General features: G+C 67.5%; 17 protein-coding genes. 4 read left to right on the top strand and 13 right to left on the bottom strand.

The window, feature by feature from the left end; all coding sequences use genetic code 11:
• Positions 1-19: 19 nt before the first annotated feature.
• Positions 20-1,489 (top strand): efflux transporter outer membrane subunit, encoded by a 1,470-nt coding sequence (locus V6B97_RS01110; protein WP_333504649.1) that lies wholly within the window; start codon positions 20-22, stop codon positions 1,487-1,489.
• A gap of 131 nt (positions 1,490-1,620) precedes the next feature.
• Here the strand turns inward: V6B97_RS01110 and V6B97_RS01115 are convergent, their stop codons facing one another.
• Complete coding sequence (locus V6B97_RS01115; protein ID WP_333504650.1) at positions 1,621-3,387, bottom strand: HAMP domain-containing sensor histidine kinase; 1,767 nt, start codon at positions 3,385-3,387, stop codon at positions 1,621-1,623.
• On the bottom strand, positions 3,368-4,207 hold the full coding sequence (locus V6B97_RS01120) for a response regulator transcription factor (RefSeq protein ID WP_333504651.1): 840 nt from the start codon (positions 4,205-4,207) through the stop codon (positions 3,368-3,370). The genes V6B97_RS01115 and V6B97_RS01120 overlap by 20 nt, the downstream gene beginning before the upstream one ends.
• A gap of 327 nt (positions 4,208-4,534) precedes the next feature.
• Here V6B97_RS01120 and V6B97_RS01125 point away from each other — a divergent pair, with 327 nt between their 5' ends.
• Together V6B97_RS01125 and V6B97_RS01130 are read left to right on the top strand one after the other, a co-directional pair.
• Complete coding sequence (locus tag V6B97_RS01125) at positions 4,535-5,104, top strand: RNA polymerase sigma factor (RefSeq protein ID WP_333504652.1); 570 nt, start codon at positions 4,535-4,537, stop codon at positions 5,102-5,104.
• A gap of 247 nt (positions 5,105-5,351) precedes the next feature.
• Positions 5,352-6,239: a flagellin N-terminal helical domain-containing protein gene (locus V6B97_RS01130; RefSeq protein ID WP_333504653.1), complete on the top strand. Its 888-nt coding sequence runs from the start codon at positions 5,352-5,354 to the stop codon at positions 6,237-6,239.
• Between the two features lie 228 nt (positions 6,240-6,467).
• Here the strand turns inward: V6B97_RS01130 and fliD are convergent, their stop codons facing one another.
• The 7 genes from fliD to V6B97_RS01165 all read right to left on the bottom strand — a co-directional run bounded on the left by fliD (position 6,468) and on the right by V6B97_RS01165 (position 15,913).
• The gene (gene fliD, locus V6B97_RS01135; protein ID WP_333504654.1) at positions 6,468-8,204 is read right to left on the bottom strand and encodes a flagellar filament capping protein FliD; all 1,737 of its coding nucleotides are present in this window, start codon (positions 8,202-8,204) and stop codon (positions 6,468-6,470) included.
• A 64-nt stretch (positions 8,205-8,268) separates the two neighbouring features.
• Positions 8,269-9,774: a flagellar hook-associated protein FlgL gene (gene flgL, locus V6B97_RS01140; protein WP_333504655.1), complete on the bottom strand. Its 1,506-nt coding sequence runs from the start codon at positions 9,772-9,774 to the stop codon at positions 8,269-8,271.
• A gap of 37 nt (positions 9,775-9,811) precedes the next feature.
• Positions 9,812-11,884 (bottom strand): flagellar hook-associated protein FlgK, encoded by a 2,073-nt coding sequence (flgK, locus tag V6B97_RS01145; RefSeq protein ID WP_333504656.1) that lies wholly within the window; start codon positions 11,882-11,884, stop codon positions 9,812-9,814.
• Positions 11,885-12,024: 140 nt separating this feature from the next.
• On the bottom strand, positions 12,025-13,602 hold the full coding sequence (locus V6B97_RS01150; RefSeq protein ID WP_333504657.1) for a flagellar hook protein FlgE: 1,578 nt from the start codon (positions 13,600-13,602) through the stop codon (positions 12,025-12,027).
• A 33-nt stretch (positions 13,603-13,635) separates the two neighbouring features.
• Positions 13,636-14,307 carry a flagellar hook assembly protein FlgD gene (locus V6B97_RS01155; protein ID WP_333504658.1) on the bottom strand — a complete coding sequence of 224 codons (672 nt, stop codon included), beginning with the start codon at positions 14,305-14,307 and terminating at the stop codon, positions 13,636-13,638.
• The gene (locus V6B97_RS01160; protein ID WP_333504659.1) at positions 14,282-14,629 is read right to left on the bottom strand and encodes a zf-HC2 domain-containing protein; all 348 of its coding nucleotides are present in this window, start codon (positions 14,627-14,629) and stop codon (positions 14,282-14,284) included. Before V6B97_RS01160 ends, V6B97_RS01155 begins: the two co-directional genes overlap by 26 nt.
• Positions 14,630-15,220: 591 nt before the next feature.
• Positions 15,221-15,913 (bottom strand): XRE family transcriptional regulator, encoded by a 693-nt coding sequence (locus V6B97_RS01165; protein WP_333504660.1) that lies wholly within the window; start codon positions 15,911-15,913, stop codon positions 15,221-15,223.
• 411 nt (positions 15,914-16,324) lie between these two features.
• Here V6B97_RS01165 and V6B97_RS01170 point away from each other — a divergent pair, with 411 nt between their 5' ends.
• Entirely contained in the window at positions 16,325-16,597 is a 273-nt protein-coding gene (locus tag V6B97_RS01170) for an XRE family transcriptional regulator (RefSeq protein WP_333504662.1), read from the top strand.
• Between the two features lie 402 nt (positions 16,598-16,999).
• On the opposite strand, the gene V6B97_RS01175 is transcribed toward V6B97_RS01170, so the two are convergent.
• From V6B97_RS01175 to V6B97_RS01190, 4 genes are all read right to left on the bottom strand, one after another.
• Positions 17,000-17,413, bottom strand: coding sequence for a DUF2000 domain-containing protein (locus V6B97_RS01175; protein ID WP_333504663.1), 414 nt, complete (start codon positions 17,411-17,413; stop codon positions 17,000-17,002).
• Between the two features lie 253 nt (positions 17,414-17,666).
• Positions 17,667-18,746 (bottom strand): AraC family transcriptional regulator, encoded by a 1,080-nt coding sequence (locus tag V6B97_RS01180; protein WP_333504664.1) that lies wholly within the window; start codon positions 18,744-18,746, stop codon positions 17,667-17,669.
• A 129-nt stretch (positions 18,747-18,875) separates the two neighbouring features.
• Complete coding sequence (locus tag V6B97_RS01185) at positions 18,876-20,543, bottom strand: FmdE family protein (protein ID WP_333504665.1); 1,668 nt, start codon at positions 20,541-20,543, stop codon at positions 18,876-18,878.
• Between the two features lie 402 nt (positions 20,544-20,945).
• Positions 20,946-22,166 carry a hypothetical protein gene (locus V6B97_RS01190; RefSeq protein WP_333504666.1) on the bottom strand — a complete coding sequence of 407 codons (1,221 nt, stop codon included), beginning with the start codon at positions 22,164-22,166 and terminating at the stop codon, positions 20,946-20,948.
• Between the last annotated feature and the right edge of the window lie 118 nt (positions 22,167-22,284).

Raw genomic sequence — 22,284 nt, forward strand, 5'->3', positions numbered from 1 at the left:
CCGTTCCCGGCGTGCGGCCATGCTGCCGTGCGTCCTGCTGTGCGCGGCGCTGGCTGCGGGCTGCGCGGCCGCGACCGTCGCCCCCCGGCCCGACATGCCCGCCGCGTGGAGCGCGGAGGCGGCCGCCGGTCGGTCCGCCCCGCTGTCGCTGGCGCCGCATCCGGGCGCAACCCTGGCCCGATGGTGGACCAGCTTCGGCGATCCGGTGCTGGACGGCCTGCTGGCCCGCGCTGCCACCGCCAACTTCGACGTGCGCATCGCCGCCGAAAAGGTGCGCGAGGCCCGCGCCGCCGCGCGCGAGGCCGGGGCCGGCCTTGGCCCCACGGTCACCGGCTCCGCCTCGGCCACCCGCAGCCGCGCGGGAACGGGCGAGGCGCAGTCCACCGGTTCGCGCAACGGCAACGTGTACGCCACGGGACTGGACATGGCCTGGGAGATCGACCTGTTCGGGCGGCTGCGCGCCACCCGCGAGGCGCGCGTGGCCGACGCCCAGGCGGCGGAAGAGGACCGGTGCGACACCTTGGTCGCCCTGCTGGCCGAGGTGGCCACCCAGTACGTGACCCTGCGCCAGGCCCAGAACGAACTGGACCTGACCCGCACCATCGCGGCCAGCCGGGCCGAAACCCTGGCCCTGGTCACCGCCCGGCGCGACGCCGGCCTTGTGGGGGACATCGACGTGGCCCAGGCCGCCGCGCTGTGGCATTCCTCGCTGGCCGACGCCGCCGACTATGAGAACAACGCCTGGGCGGCCCTGGCCCGCCTGGAACGCCTGGCGGACGCCGCCCCCGGCGAATTGCGCCCGGTGCTGGAACGCACCGCGCCCATTCCCGCGCCCGCGCGCCAGGTGCCCGTGGGCCTGCCCGCCGACCTGCTGCTGCGCCGCCCGGACATCCGCGCGGCGGAGCGCAGCCTGGCCGCGGCGGCGGCGGACCTGGCCGCCACCACGGCGGAACGCTGGCCCACGCTCAGCCTGTCGGCGGCGCTGGGCTCGCAGGCGTCCGCCATGAACAGGCTGCTGTCCTCGGGCAGCGGGGTGTGGTCGGTGGCCCCGGCGCTGGGGTTGACCCTGTTCGATTCCGGGGCCACCACCGCGCGCATCGAGCAGGCCGACGCCAAACGCGAGCAGGCCGCGCTGACCTACCTGTCCACGGCCCGCACGGCGGTGGAGGAGGCGGAAGCGGCCCTGTACGCCGTGGACCGCCAGCAGCGCAGGCTGCCAGACCTGGCCGCCGTGCTGGAGGCCGACCGCACCGCCCTGACCCTGGCCTGGGACCGCTACCGGGCCGGGCTGACCGACTTTCTGGACGTGGCCGACGCCGAGCGCGAACTGTCCACCGCCGCCCTGACCCACGTGCAGGCGCGGGCGGTGCTGGCCACCCGCGCCATCACCCTGTACCGGGCGCTGGGCGGCGGCTGGCAAGCTCCGGAGGGCGCGGAACCGGCCGCGACGGGGAACGGCGACCCGCTATGGGCAGTTTCGACCCAGTAAAGAACTGTAAAGAAGCCGCCCGGCAAAATTTGCCCGGCTTTGCCCGCCCCGCACGTTGCCGTGCGGGGCGGTTCGTTTTCCGGGCGGAAAGGGTGGCGACAAGGGGTGAAGATGTGGCGGGATGGCTGCCTCTACGCGGGCAGGCGGATGGTGACCCGCAACCCGCCCTGGGGCAGGTTTTCGGCCGCTATGGAGCCGCCGTGCAGTTCCACGGCGCGCTGGGCGATGGCCAGGCCAAGCCCGGTGCCCGAGCCGCGCGGGGCGTTGCCCGCCCGGAAGAACGGCATGAAGAGCAGGGGAAGGTCGGCCTCGGGCACGCCCGGCCCCTGGTCCTGCACGCAGATCACGGCGTGGCGCTCCGGATGGGGGCAGGCGGAACGCACGGTGGCGCAGCCGGGCCGTTCCGGCCCGACCATCGCTGCCCCGGTCGACAGGGATACATCCACCCGGCTGCCCGGCGGCGAGAACTTCAGGGCGTTCTGCACCACGTTGTCCAGCGCGCCGTACAGCATTTCGCGCATGCCGTGAAAGGGCGCGCACGGCCCGTCCACGTGCAGCACCACCCGCTTGCGGTCGGCGCGGGCCTGGAAGTCGGTCTCGTCCGCCAATTGCGTCAGCATCGCTTCCAGGTCGAACCACGCGGGCGGGGCGTCCTCCTTCTGGTGGTCCAGATGCCCCGTGGCCAGCAGGTGCGAACTGAGGGCAGAAAGGCGCTCGGCGTCGCGGCGGATGCGTTCCAGAAAGCGCTGCGATTCCGGAGAGACGGTGCGCGAGGCCATTTCCAGCGCCAGCGCCACGCGTGAAAGGGGCGAACGCATCTCGTGCGACACCTCGTGCAGCAGGCGGCGCTGGGTTTGCAGCAGTTCTTCCGTGCGTTCGGCCATGGTATTGAAATCGTTGGCAAGGTGCGCAAGCTCCGTGCCATGCGAGGCCACGCTGCCGTTGACGCGCACGTGCAGGTCCCCCCGCGCGAAGCGTTGCAGCGCGCTGCCCACCTCGCCGATGGGGCGGCTGGTCTGGCGCAGCAGCAGGTGCAGCACGCCGCCCGCCAGCACCATGGCCAGGGCCAGGGGCAGCACGAAGGGCGGCAGGCGCATGTCCGGCGGGGTGGGCATGTCCTTGCGCAGGGTGAGCACGCCGTGTTCGCCGCCGGGCAGGTCGATGGGGTCGGCCATGAGGATCACCGGCCGGAAGGTGAACGGCGGGGGGAAATCGACCTGGGTGGCGCCCGTGTCGCGCGCCTCCTCGGCCTGTTGGCGGGCTTCGGCCTGCACGGCGGCCTCGGTTTCCGGCGACTGCCGCGCGGGCGCCGGGGGCGGTCCCGCGAGGGAACCCGGAGGCGGGGTGCGCCCTTCCAGGGCGGCCAGGACGCGTTGCGGCCAGGAGGGACGCGGAGGCGGCCCCATGGGCTGGCCGGGGGGTGCGGAAGGATGTCCGGCAACGCCGGGCGTACCGGGTGCGAAGGCCTCCGAGCCGGGGGAGCCGGAATTGCCCGTGACGGCGGGGCCTCTCCCGGCGTTGCCGCCGTCCTCCCCGCCCGTTTCACCCCTTCCGTCCTTTCCATTGGGGCGGGGCGGCGGACCGAAGGGCATCGGCGGAACCGACGGAACCGGCGGAACCGGGCCGTTGTCGGCCAGGGGCTGCAATCCGGCGTCGTGCACCACGACATGCACGCCGCGCCTGCGCAGTGTGTCCAGCAGGGCGTCCAATTTCTCCGTGCGCCCTTCGGCCATGTACTCCGAGATGCGCTCGCCCAGCAGGTCCAGCAGCACGGCGTTCATCTCGAAGGGGCCGCGCTTGGGGCGGTCTTCCAGCCGGATGCGGACGAAGGTGCCCAGGGTGAAGATGCCGCAGCCCACCAGCAGCAGCACCACCAGCCTAACGGGCCACGTTCTCATGCCCCGCCCCGAGGCGCGGTTCCTCCGCATCCTGCCCGCCGAAGGTGGATTCCGTGGGCGAGACGCGGAAATAGTAGCCCACCCCGCGCACCGTGCCCACGCGCGGCTGGCCGTCGTCGCAGGGGCCCAGCTTCTTGCGCAGGTTGCTGACGTGCACGTCTATGGACCGGTCGAAGGGCAGGATGTCGCGCCCCAGCACCCCGCGCGAGATGTCCTCGCGCGCCACCGTGCCGCCTTCGGCCTCCAGCAGCAGCACCAGGATGGCGTATTCCACGGGGGTCAGGGGCAGGGGGGCGCCGTCGCGCAGGGCCGTGCGGGCCGAACGGTCCACGGTGATGCCCCCGAAGGTCAGGTTGCGCTTGCGGTACGGTCCCACGCCGCCAATGAAGCCCGGCCCGGCCGCGCCCGCCGCCGTCCCTGCCGTCCCCCCGGTTCCCCCCATCCCCCCCATCCCGTGGACGCGGGTGCGGCGCAGCACGGCGCGCAGGCGCGCCAGCAGTTCGCGTGGCACGAAAGGTTTGGGGACGTAGTCGTCCGCGCCCATCTCCAGCCCCACGATGCGGTCCACGTCGTCGCCGCGCCCGGTCAGCATGAGCACGGGCAGGGCCGAACGGGAACGGATGGTGCCGAGCACGTCGAAGCCGCTGGTGTCGGGCAGGGCCACGTCCAGCAGGGCCGCGTCGTAGTCGCCCGACAACGCGCGTGCCAGCCCCTGGCCACCGGTATGGCAGGGGTCCACGGCAAGCCCTTCGGGAGCGAGATATTCGGTCAGTAATGCGCAGAGTTCCTTGTCGTCGTCGATCAACAGGACTCGTTCCATGATGTCACCCTCTGGGCGGTGGCACATATTACCCGGTTGCCGCTTGCGACCGGTATACTGCAAGAATCACGCCCTAATGATTTCCGTTAGTGTAAAACAATGTAAACTAGTGTGTCCGATGTTTTCGAAACACTACCCGTTCTGAACGGACAATGCGGATGGCCGCGCGTATACATGATGACAGCCCGCGATGCGCGGGGTTTGGCTTTTCCACAATTTCCGGCGTGGTGCATGGACCCGGTTGCCGCAATTCCGGCTCCACAGAACGCACGACTGGAGATGAAGATGGAAGCCAATACAGGAACCGCTACGGACATAACGGCATGCATGACCGGCGACGGAAAGGCATGGCGCCGTTTCGTGTCCGCCTACGCCCCGGTGATCCACAAGGCCGTGCACTACACCCTTCAGTGGAACGGCGGGGACGCCGCCGGACTCGATGCGCAGGACGTGACGCAGGAGGTGTTCTGCCGTCTCGTCGGCGACGGGTTCCATCTGTTGTCCACCTACGATCCCGCCCGGGCGGGCCTGTCCACCTGGCTTACCGTGGTGGCGCGCTCCACCGCGCTGGACTGCCTGCGCGCGCGCCGCACCGAACGGCTGGCGCGCCACGTGCCCTATCCCCACCATGACGCCCACGATGCCTATGACGGCCATGACGTTGAGGACGAACTGGCCGGACGGCTGTGGGCCGAGGCCCCGGTTTCCGACGACCGTGGCGAACTGGACCTGCCCCCCGGCCTGCTGAGCAGGCGGCAGAGCACGGTGCTGCGGCTGCTGTTCCAGGACGACCTCGATACCGATGAAGTGGCGCGCACGCTGGACATCCATCCCAAGACCGTGCGCAGTCTGAAGCAGAACGCCCTTGCGCGGTTGCGCCACCACTTCTGCCTGTGATGCGCGCCGCGCAACGCAAAGGCCCGGAACCTTCCGGGCCTTTTTCTTGTGCCAAAGGCAGACGCCACAAGCAACGCAAAGTAATGCAAAGATACTGTTATGAACGTTAATTTCGTGACTTTGCGAGTGGTTATGGAAATATGAAAATTAAGAGCGTGGCGTTGCGATGTCGATAAGGCCAACAAGCATGCGCTGCATGCATGGCAGAGGCACACAAGGATAGTGTATTTTTCATGGAGGAAACATCATGTCTCTCGTCGTCAACAACAACTTTACGGCGCTCACCACAGCCAATACGCTGAACGCAACCTACAACAAGCTCGAAAAGTCCACCCAGCGCCTGTCTTCCGGCCTGCGCATCAACTCCGCTGCGGACGACGCCGCCGGTCTTGCCATCCGCGAACTGATGCGTTCGGACATCACTGCGCTGAACCAGGGCGTGCGCAACGCCAACGACGCCATCTCGCTGATCCAGACCGCCGACGGCGCCATGGAAACCATCGACGAAAAGCTCATCCGCATGAAGGAACTGGCGGAACAGGCCGCCACCGGCACCTACAACTCGGATCAGCGCCTGATCATCGATTCCGAATACCAGGCCATGGCCTCGGAAATCACCCGAATCGCCAGCGCCACCGACTTCAACGGCATCATGCTGCTGAACGGCAACCTGTCCGGATCGACCTACGACGGCTCCGGCCTGCAATCCACGGGGCAGTTGCACATCCACTTCGGCTCGGGCAACGACAGCGCGCAGGACTACTACAACATCCGCATCGGCGCGGTGTCGGCCAAGGCGCTGGGCCTCGGCAGTTCCGCCTCCGGCAACGGGGCGAGCATCTCCACCCAGCAGGCGGCCCAGGACGCCCTGACCGCCATCGACAACGCCATCATCTCCAAGGACCAGATCCGCGCCTCGCTGGGCGCCATGCAGAACCGGCTGGAAGCCACCATCACCAACCTTGAGACCCAGTCCGAAAACCTGTCCGCCGCGGAATCGCGCATCTCGGACGTGGACGTCTCGCTGGAAATGACCGAGTACACCAAGCAGCAGGTGCTGGCGCAGACCGCCGTGGCCATGCTGTCGCAGGCCAACTCGCTGCCGCAGATGGCGCTTTCGCTGATCAGCGGCTAGCCGGACCCCTTCGGGGAGCGAGCCGGAACAGGGCCGCTGCCCGAGGGTGGAGGGGAACGACGGGCGGACACACCGACGGCAAGGGGCCGGGCTTACGTCCGGCCCCTTCTGCGTGCGCCGTACGGAGCGGGATCCGAACAGGCAGGCGCGCAAACTACGAAAGGGGAAACGCCCGGATGTGGTGTTTCCCCTTTCGCATGGCCCTTGCGGCATGCGGGCTGGGCCGGGCTAGTCGCTGTCCAGCGAGGCAAGCAGCGATTCGATGGTGGACGACAGGTTGTCGTAGCTGGTGAGCAGGGTTTCCAGGTTGGAATAGCGGGTGCGCAGGCGGCTTTCCACCAGGCTCAGCCGTTCCTCCTCGCGCGAGATGGACTGCGCGTACTGGTCCAGGATGTCCTGGAAGCTGTCCTCCATGATCTGGAGGGTGCCTTCGCTGCTGGTCATGTCCTCCAGGGTGTCGACGAGCTGCCCGATCTTGCCCTGCTTCAGGTACACGGCGCCGGTGTAGGCGCCGTCGGAGGTGTTGTCCACGCTGATGGCCAGGCCCTGCTCGTCCTCGCCCGAGGCGCCGGTGATGGTCCAGCCCGAGATGGAGGCGGCGTTGCCGTTGATGTACGCCTCCACGATCTCCCCGTTCTCGATGCGGTACGACACGTCGTACTCGCCGGCCTTGGTGGTGCCCGAGATGGCGCTGTCGAAGGAAAAGTCGCCGGAATCGGTGCTGCCCGCAACGTCGGCCGACAGCAGTTCGGCCACGGCCTGCGGGTCTTTCTTTATGGCCGCTTCCAGTTCGTCGTAGTCGATGACCAGCAGGCCGAAGGTTTCCGAATCCTCGTCGGCGTCGGTGGAGATGCCGATGGTGGACAGGCTGGTGAACAGGTCGCCCGTTTCGTCGGTGGAGTTGTAGTAGGAGAAGCCCAGCCCCTTGGTGGACAGGATGCTCTTCAGGCTGCTCTGCACCAGCTTGATGCCGTAGTTGCTGGCCAGCACCGAAGCGGCCGTGGAATCGTCGTCATCGTCGTCGTCATCATCGTCGGACGCCGTGGCCGTGGACACCGACGACGACACCGTGCCCTGGCTGCGCAGGTCCATGAGCAGTTGCAGGATGGTGTTGATGCTCTCCACCACCGTTTCGATGGCCTCGACCATGGCGTCGCTGTCCAGCGTGACGTCCACGTTCACGCCGTCGCTGCCGGTGGCCTTCTTGAGTTGCAGGGTCACCCCGTCGATGACGTCGTCGATGGTGTTGGTGGAGCGCTCGATCCACTCGTCGGCGGCGGCGGGAAAGCCGTCCACCTTGATCTGGGCGTTCTGGGCCTTCTGGGTGTTGGTGAAGGCGTCCGGCCCCATGGCGTCGAAGCCGGTATCGTTGATGGTCACGGTGTTGTCCGCGCCAAGGTCCATGCCGCGTATCTGCAGGTGGTACGCGCTGCCTTCGTTGATGATGCCGGCGCGGACGTCGTCGTTGTTGCCGCTGGCGTTGTTGATGAGGCTGGCGAACTCCGAAAGGGTGGTGCCGCCCGGCACGTCGATGGTGTACGTCTCGTCGCCGTAGGTGAACGAGAAGGTCTGGTCGGTGTCGGTGATCACCGTGTCGGTGGAGGCGTAGCCGTCGTCGCTGCTCCAGATGTCGTTCTTGGCCAACTGGTTGACCACCACGGTGTGCGAGCCTTCTTCGGCGTCGTTGTCGGCGGTGACGGTGACGCAGGTCTCGTCGGAAGAGGTGGCCCCCTTGGCAAGAAAGTCGGACACGTCGCTGTAGTTTTGCAGGGTCTGGTACAGCGTGGTCATCTGGGTTTCCAGGTCCTGCACCGCGGCCAGCCTGGCCTCGTAGTCCGACTGTGCCGCAAGCATGCTGTTGTAGCGGTATTCCTCCACGGCCATCTGGGCCTCGATGATCTCGTCCCAGTCGGTGCCGGTGTTCAGGCCGGTGAAGGTGATGGAGCCGGACCAGTATTCGGACATGAGGGCCTCCGTGAGAGCGGGGAGCGCGGGGCGCGCGGGGGGCTGAAGCCGGGCGGGAGCCGGATCAGAGGTAATCGAGCAGGCTCAGCTTCATGACCGCGGACTGCGTGCTGAGCACCGCCTCGTAGATGGTGGTGAGCTTGGAGAGTTCGGTGGCCAGTTCCGTGGTGTCGGCGTCCACCACGTTGCTGACGGCGTTCTTGGCCGTGGAGGTGAGCAGGGTGTTGGCCGTCTCGATGTGTTCCAGGCGTATTTCGCGCGCGCCGATGTCGCTGGCGGCGGAAAGCATCCTGGCCTGCCCGGCGGTGATGGCCTCCAGGCTTTCGGCGATGCCTTCCTCGTTGTTGGTCTCCAGGTAGCCGATGAACTGGCCGATGGCCTCGAACAGGTCGTCGTCGCCGGTGCCGGAGTAGCCGGTGCCGTCGGCGCTGTAGAGCCCGCCGAACACGTCCAGCCCGCAGCTGTTGATGGCGATGCTGGTGGAGGTGGACACCCGCACCGTGAGGTCGGTGGAGTCGGAGGTGATGGTGAAGGTGTCGCCCGCCGCAAGGTCGCTGCCGCTGCCCGCCGAAAGCTCCAGGGTGCCGCCGGGCACGGTCAGCGTGCCGTTGTCCGAACTCTTCACGTCGGACCAGGTGAGCCCGCCGTCGCTGGAATAGCGGTACGATACGGGGCCGGACACGGTGGTGTCGCCCTCGATGCGCACCACCACCGAACTGCTGAAGGTGCCGGTGGGCGTGGCGGTGACGTCGGTGTTGCTCTGGGCCGTCACCTTTGCGCCGTCGTCCGCGTCGCCGGTGTAGATGGCGGCCGGGCGCACGGTGATGCGCGTGCCCGCGCCGGTGTCGTCACCGGACACGGCGGAGACACCGGTGCCGTCCTGCATGTGCACCTGCACCCCGTCGCAGGACAGGGTGGTCTCTCCGGCGGCCAGGGTGGCCTCGGTCCAGGTGTCGCCGCCGTCGGTGGAATAGCGGTAGGTGATGTCGTCCGTGCCCACGGTGCCGTCGCCGGTGAATTCGATGCGGATGCTCTGGTCCGCCTCGCCGTCCACGGCCAGTACGGGGGAGAGTACGGCGGACCCGGCGCCCGAAGACAGGGTGGCCCCGGTCACCGTGGCCCCCAGGCCCAGGGTGTAGGCCGTGCCCCCGGAATCGCGTCCGGCGAAGATGGATTGCCCGTTGTACTGGGTGTTGGCGTAGGTGATCAGCTGTTCGTACAGGCCGCGCGCCTCTTCCGCGATGGCCTCGCGGTTGGCCTCGGTGAGCGTGCCGTTGGCCGCCTGCTCGGCCAGTTCGATGAGGCTGGTGATCACGGTGCTGGCGTCGCCCAGGGTGTCGTCGGCCAGCGAGAGCCAGCCCTTGGCCGTGTCCACGTTGCTCTGGTATTGGGTCAGTTGGCTGATCAGCGTGGAATTGGTCAGCGCCACCTCGGTGCCGTAGGGGTCGTCCGACGGGCAGTTGATGCGCTGCTGGGTGGCCATCTGGATGGTCAGCCGGTTGATGTCCGATTGCAGCCGGGTCATGTATTTCAGCGAGTTGGCGTAGGTCATGCTGGTGGAGATGCGCATGGCGGGCTCCTGGGGGGGCAGGGCGGGGCGTATCCGCCTAGTCCCGCAACGAAAGAACGGTTTCAAACATCTCGTTGGCCACCTGGATGAGTTGCGCGGCGATGCTGTACGCCTGCTGGTACTTGGTGAGGTTGATCAGTTCTTCGTCGGTGTTCACGCCGGATATGGACTGTTGCAGGTCGTCGGCGTTGTCGGCCAGGGTGCTGTAGTAGGTGTACTTGCGGGCGGAGGTGTCCACGTCGGTGCCCACGGTGGAGGCCAGCGCGGCCAGTTGCTTGCTCAGGGTCTTGGAGGTGGAGCCTCCGGCCAGGTCCAGGGTCACCTTGGTGTCCGCCAGTGCGGCCAGGTTGTTGGCGCAGGTGGAGTCGCCGGAAAGCACCTCGCCCGAGGCGTCCACGGCGGCGGCGTTGACCCGGTTGGGGTCGTTCAGCACCGAGTCGGACACCGAGATGCTTCCGGCGTCGTCACCCGAGAAGAAGGTGTTGATCCCCAGCGCCGCGAGCAGGCCCGAGGTGTCGCCCGCGAACTGGAACGAATGGCCGTCCGCCGCCGCGATGGTGAGTTGCCCGTTGCTGATGCTGGCCGTGAGCAGGCCCGAAAAGGTGGTGTTGAGGGCGTCGGCCACGTCCTGCAGGCTGTCGGACGTGGGATCGATGGCGATGGACGACAGCGTGGACACCTCTCCGGTGGCGTCGTCGTACACCGAGATGGACAGGGTGCCCGTGGTCAGCCGGTCGGCGTAGGTCAGGCTGCTGTCCGAGAGGGCCTCGGTGGCGTCGCCCACGGAGTTTTCGGACGTGGCGGACGAGAAGTTGGCCAGCCCCGCGCCCTGGCTGTGCACGTAGTTGACCTGCCAGGCCAGTTCTTCGGCCAGGGCGTCCAGTGTTTCCAGGTAGCTGCCCACGTACTGGTCGCGGGTGGCCAGCAGCCCGGCCAGGCTGCCGCCGGAAAGGTGGTTGTTGCTGTCCGAGTCGGTGACATCGATGGGGGTGACGTTCACCTTTCCGGAGGTGGTCTGGTACCAGTACACCCCGGATTTCGCCATGACGGTGAAGTCGTCGCCCACGGCCAGGTTGCCGCTGGCGGCCGCGCCGGAATCGGTGGACGAGCCGAACCAGATGGACACCCCGGCCACGGTCACCTTGTCGTCCGCGCCCGACGCGGTGAACAGCAGGGTGTTGCCGGAATCGTCGGTGAGCCAGGTTTCCCCGCCGTCCAGCGAGACCTTGTAGGTGGCCGCCCCGGCCGCTCCGTCGGTCGTGCCCGACGTGACGAATTCCAGGGTGATCTCGTTGCTGCTTTCGCCCTCGAAGTAGATCTGCCCGTCGAAGGTGGAAGCGGAGGTCAGCGACTGGGTGGCCTGCGGCCCCTCGTAGGCCAGCTTGTAGGTCACGTCGCCCTGCACCAGGGTCTGGCCGGAACTGGTGTACACGGTGGCCTGGCCGTCGTCGTTGTAGACCACCGAAAGGTCGATGTAGGTGGCGAGGTCGCGCAGGGCGGTGGCCTGGCTGTCCAGCAGGGTGGCGTTTTCCGGGTCTCCGGCCAGTTGCGAGTTGAGGTCGGCCAGGGTGTCCAGCAGGTCGTTGATGTCGTCCACCTGCTGTTCGATCTGCGAATTCAGGCTGGTCTGCACCGCCTCCAGGCTGGCGCTGGTGGAATTGAGCAGCGTGGTCAGCGTTTCCGCATAGCCGGTCAGTTCGGTGCGGGCGGCCTCGCTTTCCGGATCGGCGGCCAGGGCGTCGAGGCTGGTCCAGAAGGCGTCCAGGGCGGTGGACAGGTCGTAGCCCTCGTCGTCGCTGTCGTCGAACAGCGTTTCCATGGACGAGAGGGTGGAGGTGATGGTTTCCCACATGGACGCCTGGGAACTGTACGTCAGGTACTGCGACTCCACGGTGTAGCTGAAATGCCGGGTGATCTCCGACACCGTGGCGCCCGACCCGTAGGTGTACCCGCCGCTGCTGACCGTGGGCCCCGTGGTGTACTGCACCGTCTGGCGCGAGTAGCCTTCCACGTCGGCATTGGACAGGTTGTTGCTGGTCACCGATATGCCGATCTGCGCGTTGGAAAGCGCGCTGGCACCGATGTTGAAAATGGAACTGAGCGAGGACATGGCGCGTCCTTACGGGCAGACCCGTGCGTTGCGGCGGGACCGGGAGGCGGGCGCGCGGGGCCGACGAACCCCGCGCGCCCCGGCTGCGCCAGGGGTTGTTTCCAAAGCCAACGGGCGAAAGGACAATTTGGAAACAGTCCCTAGCGCTTCAGGCCAAGAGCGGTCTGAAGCATCTCGTCCACGGTGGTGATGACCTTGCTGTTGGCCTGGTAGGCGCGCTGCATCACGATGAGGTCGACCATCTCGGTGGACACGTCCACGTTGGATTCCTCCAGCTTTTCCCCGTAGATGCTGCCGTAGATGCCCTGCCCTGCCCTGCCGATGTTGGCCGTGCCCGATTCGGTGGTGGCGGAGTACAGGTTGCCGCCTTCCAGTTGCAGGCCCTGGTCGTTGTCGAAGCTGGCCAGGGCCACGATGAACAGCGCCTGGGTCTGGCCGTTGGAGTAGGTGCCGTAGATCACCCCGCCCTCGTCCACGTAGTAGCTGGTCAGGTAGCCGGTGGCGTAGCCGTTCTGGCTGGAGTTGTCGGTGCTGCTGGCCGAATCGTGGCTGGTGGAGCGGTCGGTGTCGTAGGCCGTGGAGGTGAAGCCGAACAGCAGCGAACTGTCCGTGCCGATGTCCGCCGCGCTGGTGACGGTGGTGTCCCAGCCATCGGTGATGGACTTGGCCGACAGGCCGAAGTCCAGTTCGATCTGGATGGCGTCCGCCTCGTCGGTGGTGCTGGCGTTGGCCGAGCCGGAGAAGTTGCAGGTGAATACCGGCAGGCCGCTGGTGGAAAGGTCGGCCAGGGTCCAGTTGGAAAGGTCGGTCAGGTCGCCGCTGGCGGTGGAGTCGAGCGTGAAGGCCGTCTGCGAGACCAGCGCGCCGGTGGCGTCGAAGGTCAGCGTGCCCGCCATCAGCAGCCCGGCGGCCGAAGTGCCGGCCACGCTCTGGCCGTTGATGGTGCGCACGTCCTCACCGGGGTCCATGGTGACGATGTATTCCCAGGTGGTGGTGCCGGTGGTTCCGTCCTCCACCTTGTCGAAGTACACGGTCAGCTCGTGGGCGGAACCGGCCTCGTCGTACACGGTAATGGTGGTCTGGTACTCGTACTTGGTGGTGCCCAGCGGATCGTCGGCGCTGCCGTCCCATTCGGTGAGCAACGAGAAGTACGGGTCGGTGGTGGAGGTGGAGTTGTCCTCGCCGTCGGAATCCAGGTTCACCGCCAGGGTGACGTTGGTGGTGGCGGACGCGGGTGAGGTGCGGCTTTTCAGCTGGATGTCGCCGAGGGCTCCGGTGGTCTGCGGGTCGCTGGAACTGGCGGTGTCCGGGTCCACGGCCCAGCCCTGCACCTGGTAGCCGGACGAGTTCGTCAGGTACCCTTCGGCGTCGAAAGTGAAGTCGCCCGCGCGGGTGTAGTAGATTTGGCCCGCGTTCTGCGGGTCCTCCACGATGAAGTACCCTTCCCCCGCGATGGCCATGTTCATGGCCTCGGAGGTGTCCTGGTACGAGCCCTGCGAAAAGTTCGTGGAAATGGCCGAGATGGCCGACCCGTTGCCGATCTGGTCGATGCCGCCGGACGTGGTGATGGAGGAATAGAACACGTCCTCGAACAGCATGGACATGGACTTGTAGCCCGTGGTGCTGGAGTTGGCGAGGTTGTTGCCGATGACGCTGATGGACTCGGCGGTGCTCAGCAGCCCCGAGACGCTGGCATACATGGAGGATGAAAGGCCCATGGCGTGCTCCCGCGACAGTGCGCGTGCTGGTTGTTATGCGTCGGAGGAGACGACGCTGTAGACGTCTTCGAGGTTCACCGTGCGGCCGTCGGACAGGGTGAGCACCGTAGTGCCGTTCTCCACCGAGACGCCGGAGACCGTGCCCGCCACCATGGTGGAGACCTCCAGGCTGTCGCCGTCCTCGTCGTAGGCTTCGAACACCACGCTGTAGGTGCCGTTGGCCACTTCGGCGCCGGTGTAGCTGGTGCCGTCCCAGGTGAAGGTGTAGGTGCCGCTGTCCGTGGCGCCGAGGGAGATGGAATTGATGATGGTGCCGCTGGAGTTGTAGACGTGCGCGGTCAGGCTTTCCGCGTCCGACTCCAGCGTGAAGCTGACGGCGGTGGTTCCGTCGCTGGTCTTGGAGATGTCGTCGCCTTCGGCCAGCACGGACTGCCCGATGAAGCTCACGGCGGAGTTCAGGCTCATGGCGGTGAGCGAGTCGTAGATGGACGTGGCCGTGTCGTTGAGGGCCGACAGCTGTTCCACCGTGGAGAACGAGGCGATCTGGTTGATCATCTCGGTGGAGTCGGTGGGATTGGTGGGGTCCTGGTTCTGCAACTCCGCGATGAGCAGTTGCAGGAAGGCGTCGGAATCCAGCGTGGTCCCGCTGCTGCTACTGGAAGACGACGCGCTGGTGGCGCTATACAAGGATGAGATAGTGGTCATTGCTGTCCTCCGTGCCCTGTTCCGTGCCCAGTTCAGTGGCATGTCCCGTGTCGTGCCGGGTGGAGAGGGCCAGCGCCGCCTCCACGGCCTCGAACGGTGTCTTCACTTCCGGAGCCTTCATGATCTTGCGCAGTTCAAGAAGGTCTGCCCTGCATGACCTGCACGATGCGAAGTGCGATTCAAGACGCCTTCGTTCGGCTGGAGTGGCCGATTTTTCCAGGTAGCAGGCGATCATGTTCACGCCGGGACATGGCGAATCGTCCGTGCACAGTCCTTCCTCGATGGAATGGAGCACCGTTGTGCGGTGCCGTTGCTGTCTCATGGGCTGAACTTCCGTGCTGAGGTGTGAAGGACCTGTTACCGGTATGTACGGAAACGGCAGGCCGGAATGCCCATCAAGAGACGGAAAGAGATGTAAAGGCGGCTTTACGGAGAGATGGGAGGCGGGGCGGACGGCAGGCGGAAACAGGGGGGCGGGTGGAAGGCAGGAGAGCGGCGGCGGGGCAATGGAGGCGGCGGGCGCGGTCCGGGGGTACGGCTTCGGGTTCGGCCCGGAAACGGCAAAGGGCCGGAACAGGTCCGGCCCTTGGGGTGTACGGCGGGGGTGGAGAAAGAGGCTGGTGGGCGGGGCTTGCACCGCCGCCCCACGGTCCGGTGTGCGCCGGATAGGGGGGCTAGACGGATGAGAAAGGGCGTTGGGCCTGGAACGAATCAGTAAAATGCGGGAAGGGTGCAGGAACGACGCGGAAAAACTGGCAACGACGCCCTGTGGTGGCGGACCTGGCGATGGGTTAGGGACAACAGCCCGTCAGCGGCTGCCATTGCCGCCGGACTTGAGAACGAGATGCCCCGGAGTTTGCGCAGAAAACAGCGCACATTTCCGGGGCGTTTTCACGTCTTGTGCCGCAACGGGTCAATTCAATTCGCGGCCGACCCACACTGCCCGGCCGATGATGCGGACACCACCGGCGAGGTCGCCGCGCGCATCGACCTCCAGCGGCGGATAGGCCGCGTTGTGGCTGGTGAGCACGAGTTTGCCGGGCGCGGCGTTCACGACCTTGAGGTACACCATGTCTTCGACGCCCACGGCGTAGATCTTGCCCGGGCGCGTCTCGCGCTGGCTCTGGTCGATCAGCACCGCGTCGCCATTCAGGACGTAGGGTTCCATGCTGTCGCCATCGACGCGCATGAGCACCATGCTTGACGGCGAGCCCTTGCGCAGCAGGAAGTCGGTGCGGAAGGCATAGCGCCGCCCCACGTTCTCTCCCACCTCGAAAGAATCGCTCCCCGCAGAGAGCCGGGCTTCAACCATCGGCACCATGATCAGTTCGCAGTCGGCGCAGACGAGCGTTTCGGACGCGGCCGGTGTCTTCTTTGCTGCCGTTTCGGGCTGGTGCTCTTGCCGTATGGGGCCAATACCCAACAATAGCCAATTGGGATTTATGCCGAGAGCAAGACAAACATGGCTCGCAAACTCCACATCCGGTTGAGACTCGCCCCGTTCATATCTGCCAAGAGTGGTTTGAGGCACCCCAATCATCTCTGCGAATTTGGCCTGGCTAGTCTGCCCGCGCAGATCCTTGAGCCGTTCCTGGAAGCTACTCATGGCGCAAATGTTCCACCTGAAGAAGTGTTGCATGAGGTTTTGCGCCCAATCGCAAGCCAATCTGCGGAGTTGGCATGTTAATCCGGAAAGAAACCGTTTTTAGCTTTTGAGCTGTTTTTGGCTTGATTCCGTGCTCCATGTGAGCTATTATTGACTTGCGAGAGGTTGCACACAATCCTAGCAGGTCCAACCTACCCGCCCCGGTGCCATGGGTCAACGGCAGCAACCTCGTATGGACTGGACGGTCTGCCTGTTTCGGAACCGGAGACGCCGGGCCTCTGCGTGTGATTCTGCGCACGATGGGGTTGGACGTGATGACCGGCGAGGACAGGAAACTGCGGGACTACGGCCGGGCGTGCCTGCAAGGGAAGCAGGCTCCAAGCACAGGAAAATGCCGGAGGAGGAAATGTGATGAATCTGGAGCAGCGGCAGCTTTGTGGGGCGCGGCGGGGGCGGATGCGCTTCCGGATCCGCGAGGCGTTGGATCTCAACAACACCAACGCCAGGCGGGTCGCGGAAAGTCTCGGCATATCCCATCAGGCAGTCCTTCGGGTGATCCAGGGGCATTCGCACTCAAAGCGGGTGCTGGACGCCCTGCGGGCTGCCGGTGTGCCGGAGCGGTATCTGTTCGACCCTCGCAACATGGCGCAGGACGCCACGCATGAAGAAGGAAAGGTGGCGTGATGACGATGGCATATTGCAGGATTACCGGCCTCGTTCACGTGGATGGGCACCGCCCGTCCGGTGCGCTGTCGCCATGCAGGGGAAGTCGGAAGCGTTTGTGGAAAGCGGTCACCGAACGCGGGGAAGCGGTGAGCGCATGCCGGGACAGCCTGCGGGCTGCGTTGTGCAACCTGTCATGAGCGATGACGGCACCGGTGCGCCCGTGGTGGCAGCCTTGGTCGTGGTGAGTTTTGTGGTGCTCGTGCTGGCAGTGCTGCTGGCGTGGGCGTGGTGACAGGCGGGGGGTGCGTGATGGCCGCTTGCCGCAGAAAAGCTGCCCAAGGTGCTGGAAGCGTACAGCCGGAAAGACGTCCGGAGGTGGCGGAGCGGGGCGGCCAGTGCAGCGAGGCCAGTGCAGCGAGGTCAGCGCAGCATGGGCAGCGCGCCGCACAGGCCGTCCACGGCACCGCGTTCTCCCACGATGGCGATGCCCACGAAACCCAGGTCGTCGTGGGCGGTGGCGGCCATGCGCTGCATGTAGGCGTCGTAGCTGCGCGCGGTGCGCGCCGTGTGGGTGAAGCCCACGCAGTACAGCCCGCGCGCGGCGGCCTTGCGGCGCAGTTCGGGTAGCGCCTCGGGCGCGGCGCGCAGCACGGGGATGGGCAACTGGGTGATGCCGGGGTGCTCGTCCCCGTCGCCGTCGGTGACGGCGGGGCCCACGATTTCCGGAAAGGCGCGGCCCACGGACAGGGACAGCACGGCGGCGGCATTGGCGGCCACGCCGCCCGGCAGGCCACCGTCGAGTATGATGGCGAACTTGGTGGAATCGAGGTTCATGCAAAATCTCCCATGGGGGTGCGGAATGCGTCGCCCGGCGGGGCGGCCATGCGCAGCAGGCGCGGCCCCGAATGGTCCTGGTGGCCCCGATGGTCCGGATGGTCCGGATGGCGGGCATCTCGCGTCGGTGGATGACGGTTGGCGGCATGCGGCACGCCGGATCATCCATTAGCATTGGGTGGTGCTGGCGTATGGAAGGATTTTGCGGCGGAGGGGTGCAGAAGGGCGCGCAGGAATGCGAACCGGCGTGGCGTCAAGCGTCGTCGGCGGTTTCTCCGGACGGGTGCGCCCCGGCCCCGCCCTGCTGGTACTGGCGGGGGGTGGCCCCGGTCAGGTCGCGGAACACGCGCGAAAAGTGGCTCTGGTCGGAAAAGCCGGTTTCCGCCGCCACGTGGCTGATGGAATGCCCGGCGGCCAGCAGGCGTCGTGCCGCGTCCACGCGGAGTTGGGTCTGGTAGGCGTGCGGGGGCAGGCCCGTGGCCTGCTGGAACATGCGCAGCAGGTGGCAGCGGCTGCGTCCGGCCAGCCGGGCCAGGTCGTCCAGCCGTACCGGGTCGGCCACGTGGCCGCGCAGGTGGCGGCGCACCGCCTCCACCGCCTCGGCGGGGTCCGGCGGGTTCGCGGCTGCGGCGGGCCGGGACGGCAAGGGGATATCGGCAAGGGCTGGGGCGGGGTCCGTGGCGTGGTCCGTGGCAAGGGCTGCGCCGGGGGCGGGGCCGGTGCCGGAAGCGGGCAGGCAGTGGCGGGCCAGCAGCAGTTCCGCCGCCTGCACCAGCAGCGACTGCTTTTCCAGCACCGAACCGCCGCGCGTCACCGCGTCGTACAGGGCCGACCACGCGGCCGTGGTCTGCGCGCAGTCCACCACCGGCGAGCGGAAGCGGGGCGGCAAAGCCGGGCGGGCGCAGCTTTCGGAGTTACCGGGTTCGCCGGACTGGCCGGACTGGCCGGATTGCCCAGACTGGCCTGACGGGCCTGACGGGCCTGACGGGCCGGAAGCGGCGGGAGCTTCCGGGGTCTCGGCGGTTGCCGCCGGTTCCGCCAGCCAGTCCGGGTCCACGTAGAACATGCGGTAGGCGAAGAAGGTGTCGCGGTCGGGGTTGCAGGCATGCACCCGGCCCGGTTCGATGAGCACCAGTTGCCCGGCCACGGCCCGGTGCGGCGCGCCTTCCAGCATGAACGAGGCGGCCCCGCCGTCCATGAGCCCGATGGAATACGCGGCGTGGGTGTGGCGGCGGAAGGTTTCCTCGTTGTAGCTCGACCGGCGCACCTCCACTCCGGGCAGGTCCGGGTCGCGCCAGAAGCGGACGGCGGCATGGCGTGGGGTACGGCTCATGGGGGGAGTATCGGGGGGCTTGCCGGGCGCGTCAAGGGTGGGGGCGGCAGCGGCAAACGCCGGAAACGGAAAAACCGGGAAGGCCCGCGCCTTCCCGGTTTCGCTCGTGATCGGGGTACCGTCCGGGCGCTATTTTCCGAAGGGGCACTTGGGATACGTGCAGCTCTTGCACTCCATGCACAGGCCGCCTTCGCCCAGTTTGGCCAGGTCGCGCCGGGTGATCTCCACCCCGGCCAGCAGGCGCGGCAGCAGGATGTCCAGCGCGGTGGTCTTGTAGAACAGCGCGCAGGCGGGCACGCCCAGCACCTGCACGGGGTGGGGGGCCTGTTCGTTGGCGATGCGCCCCACCAGGCTCATGGTGCCGGGCAGCATGGGCAGGCCGTACAGCATGTCGGCAAGGCCCGCGTCCACCAGGCCCTTGCGGGTCACGTCGTCCGGGTCCACGGACAGCCCGGCCGTGGTCACCACCAGGTCCGCCCCGGCGGCGATCAGGTCGCGCACGCCCTGGGTGATCAGGGCCGCGTCGTCGGGGGCGAACACGGTGTTCACCACCTCGCAGTTCAGGCGCTGGGCCTTCTGGGCGATGATGGGCGCGAACTTGTCCTGGATCAGCCCCTGGAAGACCTCGGTGCCGGTGACCAGGATGCCGATTTTCGCGGCGCGCATGGGCAGCACCCGCAACAGCGGGCCGTCCTGCAACATGGCCGTGGCCTTGATGTAATTTTCGCGCGAGAGGTACAGCGGGATGGCCCGCGTGCCCGCTACCTTGGTGCCCGCCAGCACCACGCTGTAGCCCTGGCGGGTGGCGCACATCACGTCGGGCACCAGGTTGAAGCGCTCCAGCCGTTCGGCGTCCACCAGCAGCAGGCCGTCGCGGGTGGCGGTGAGGTTGGCCTTGCCCTCGCGCGGGTCCTCGCGCATGGCCACGCCCTCGCCCGCCAGCATGGCGGCGAAGGTCTTGGCGGCCTCGTCCTCGTGCACCCAGGCCCCATCTGTCTTGCCGCCCTCGGCCACGGCGGCGTCCGTGTCCTCCTGCACGTAAATGGAGTTGCGCCCCATCAGTTGCAATCTACAGATGTCCCCGGCGGTCAGTTCCTGCCCGGCGGTGAATTCGGCGTCCTTGTGCTCGCCGGGCACGATGCGGGTCATGTCGTGCAGGGCGCGCCTGCCCACGGCCTCGGCCACGGGCACGGCGCGCAGGGCGGGCTGACCCTCGAAGGCCAGGCCCGGCCCGGCGTGGTAGGGCGATTCGCCCTGGCACGAGCGGCAGATGCCGCCCGAGGACACCGGATAGTACTCGCCGCACAGCGGGCAGCGGCCCACCAGGCCCTTGCCCTTGTGGCCCAGCCGGTCGGGCCGCACGGTGATGGGCCGGGCGGTGAGGATGTCCGGCCCCGCCTCCTTGATCTGCGCCTGCAACAGCGGCGTGTCCTGGTCCTTCTTGGGCTTCAGCTTCAGGAACCAGGTGCGGATTTCGCCCCACGGCCCCATCTTGTCCACGTCCAGGTGCACGCGCACCCCTTCGCCGGTGCGCTTGTCGAACAGCGACACCGCGTAGATGCCGAAGTTCATAATGCGCAGCCAGCCGTTGCCCACCGTGCAGGGGGTCAGCAGCTGGACCGCGTCGGGCAGACACTGTTCGGTCTCGGAAATGGCGTCGAACAGCACGCCTTCCGGCAGACCCCGGCGGGCCAGTTCGACCATGTAGCCGCCGATGATCAGGCCGGGGGCCGGGTAGCCGTGGAACGTGCGCGCCACTTCCATGAATTCGTCGTGGGTGTGCGGACCGATGAGCATGTGGTGGTTCTCGTGAAGGCAAAGGTTGCGTGAACGGCGCGGCGGCGGGGAACCGGCCGGGGATGCCTGCGTCGAGCGGCGTTCGCGCGCACTTCATCCTTCCGTTGGCGCGGATGCGTGTTCGCGCGGCAGCGCGTGGGCCATGGGTGCGCGGCGGCCTGGAGGGCCGGTCCGCGTGGCTGGTCCGTATGGCCGGAATTTCAGGGAAAACCGGTGTGTTGCCGTAATACTCCCGCCCTGCGGCAGGACACTAGCAGGTTTCGGCGCGGCAGTCACGGAAGCGCGACTTGGCGTGACATTGGCACCACGCCCTGTCCGGAATGGTGTGGTTGCCGTGCCACACGGCGAACGCAGGACATGCGGGAAGCCCCGTCCCCGGCGATGCCGCCCGTGGGGGAGGCGTCATTCCGGCGAACCTGGCCCCCCGTCCAGCGCGGCCAGTCGCCTGCGAGCCTTCTTCTCCAGCCGTTCCAGCCGTTCGATGCGGCCCTGCAACTGGCCGATGCGCACGTGCTGGCGGTGGATGCACTGCATGAGCATGGTGGCCACCTCCTGCGCGGTCAGGTCGCGGTCGGGCCACCACGGCGCGTCCGGGTCCGGCGTTTCGCGGAACAGCACGCCGCCGTCATGACCGGGCTGGCCGGGCATGCGCCGGGCCAGCCGTTGGTTGTACGGGGCGTAGTGGGCCAGCACCTTGGCGCGCATGCCGGGCGACAGCAGGCCCACGTGGCCGAACGGGGCCGCGGCCGCGCGGGGCAGCGCATCGTACAGCATCTCAAAGGGGCCGTTGTCGAACACCCCGTCGAACATGGGGCGCACCGTGCGCAGCAGCCGGATGGCCTCTGGCGTGAAGCCGTGGTTGGTGTTGAAGTTGGTGGCGGGCGGCGGGTCCATGTCCGCGATGGAGCCGACCCCCAGCAGGCCCAGCAGGTCGGCCACCACGTCGCCGCAGCGCAGGGCGGAACGCTCGTAGGGGCGCACCACCACGTCACCGGGGGCCATGAAACCCCACGTCGCGTCCAGCCAGGCGTGTTCCAGCACCGAGACGGCGGCGCGGAAGAACACGTCGTCCTGTGCGCGGTCCATGAGGGCGCGGACGAAGTCGTCCGGCGTGGGGTACTGGTCGTACTTCAGCCCCCACTGCTTCCAGGCGTCCTCCATCCAGGTGTCCTGCCGCCGCACGTAGCACACGGCCACGGCGCGCAGGCCCGTCCGCTCGGTGTGGCGGCGCACCATGTCCGCATAGGCGGGCAGGCTGGGGGCTTCCAGGCTCAGCAGCAACATGCGGGCGCCTGTGGCCCGGCAGGTGGCCACGGCGCGGTCCAGGTAGTCGTCCTGCGCGCCGGGCTCCATGCCCATGATCACGGCCCCGTGGTGCGGCAGTTCGAAGTTCGGGTCGCCGGGGATTTCGGGGTGCGTCTCGCCGGGCACGAGGTCGGGGTTCAGGGTGGGGTAGAGGATGCCGTGCTCGCGGAACAGGGCGGTGCGGTTGTGGTCGCAGAAGGACTGGATGGCGCTGCTGCCGGTCTTGGGGCCGCCAAGGTGGGCGACGAGCAGCGGCCCGGCTGCGGGGCCGGGTATGATGGCGGTGCCGAGCAGGGCGGAGGGGGCGTGTTCGGACATGGCGGAGCCTCCGGCAGGTTGTGCCGCGCGGCGAACGGGAAATGACGGGGGACGGGCGCGCGCGATGGGGCCATGGTAGGGGATTTCCGCGCGGCCTGTCGAGGGCATGGCCCATCGG

Origin of the sequence: Nitratidesulfovibrio sp. 1201_IL3209 (assembly GCF_036763125.1) — a bacterium.
Taxonomy (GTDB): Bacteria; Desulfobacterota; Desulfovibrionia; order Desulfovibrionales; family Desulfovibrionaceae; genus Cupidesulfovibrio.

Coding starts and splice junctions, on each gene's coding strand:
- flgL (WP_333504655.1), bottom strand. CDS start 9,774: ATGCGCATCTCCACCAGCATGACCTACGCCAACTCGCTGAAATACATG.
- V6B97_RS01110 (WP_333504649.1), top strand. CDS start 20: ATGCTGCCGTGCGTCCTGCTGTGCGCGGCGCTGGCTGCGGGCTGCGCG.
- V6B97_RS01190 (WP_333504666.1), bottom strand. CDS start 22,166: ATGTCCGAACACGCCCCCTCCGCCCTGCTCGGCACCGCCATCATACCC.
- V6B97_RS01175 (WP_333504663.1), bottom strand. CDS start 17,413: ATGAACCTCGATTCCACCAAGTTCGCCATCATACTCGACGGTGGCCTG.
- V6B97_RS01115 (WP_333504650.1), bottom strand. CDS start 3,387: ATGAGAACGTGGCCCGTTAGGCTGGTGGTGCTGCTGCTGGTGGGCTGC.
- V6B97_RS01155 (WP_333504658.1), bottom strand. CDS start 14,307: ATGACCACTATCTCATCCTTGTATAGCGCCACCAGCGCGTCGTCTTCC.
- fliD (WP_333504654.1), bottom strand. CDS start 8,204: ATGTCCGAATACTGGTCCGGCTCCATCACCTTCACCGGCCTGAACACC.
- V6B97_RS01125 (WP_333504652.1), top strand. CDS start 4,535: ATGACCGGCGACGGAAAGGCATGGCGCCGTTTCGTGTCCGCCTACGCC.
- V6B97_RS01180 (WP_333504664.1), bottom strand. CDS start 18,746: ATGAGCCGTACCCCACGCCATGCCGCCGTCCGCTTCTGGCGCGACCCG.
- V6B97_RS01150 (WP_333504657.1), bottom strand. CDS start 13,602: ATGGGCCTTTCATCCTCCATGTATGCCAGCGTCTCGGGGCTGCTGAGC.
- flgK (WP_333504656.1), bottom strand. CDS start 11,884: ATGTCCTCGCTCAGTTCCATTTTCAACATCGGTGCCAGCGCGCTTTCC.
- V6B97_RS01185 (WP_333504665.1), bottom strand. CDS start 20,543: ATGCTCATCGGTCCGCACACCCACGACGAATTCATGGAAGTGGCGCGC.
- V6B97_RS01170 (WP_333504662.1), top strand. CDS start 16,325: ATGAATCTGGAGCAGCGGCAGCTTTGTGGGGCGCGGCGGGGGCGGATG.
- V6B97_RS01165 (WP_333504660.1), bottom strand. CDS start 15,913: ATGAGTAGCTTCCAGGAACGGCTCAAGGATCTGCGCGGGCAGACTAGC.
- V6B97_RS01130 (WP_333504653.1), top strand. CDS start 5,352: ATGTCTCTCGTCGTCAACAACAACTTTACGGCGCTCACCACAGCCAAT.
- V6B97_RS01120 (WP_333504651.1), bottom strand. CDS start 4,207: ATGGAACGAGTCCTGTTGATCGACGACGACAAGGAACTCTGCGCATTA.
- V6B97_RS01160 (WP_333504659.1), bottom strand. CDS start 14,629: ATGAGACAGCAACGGCACCGCACAACGGTGCTCCATTCCATCGAGGAA.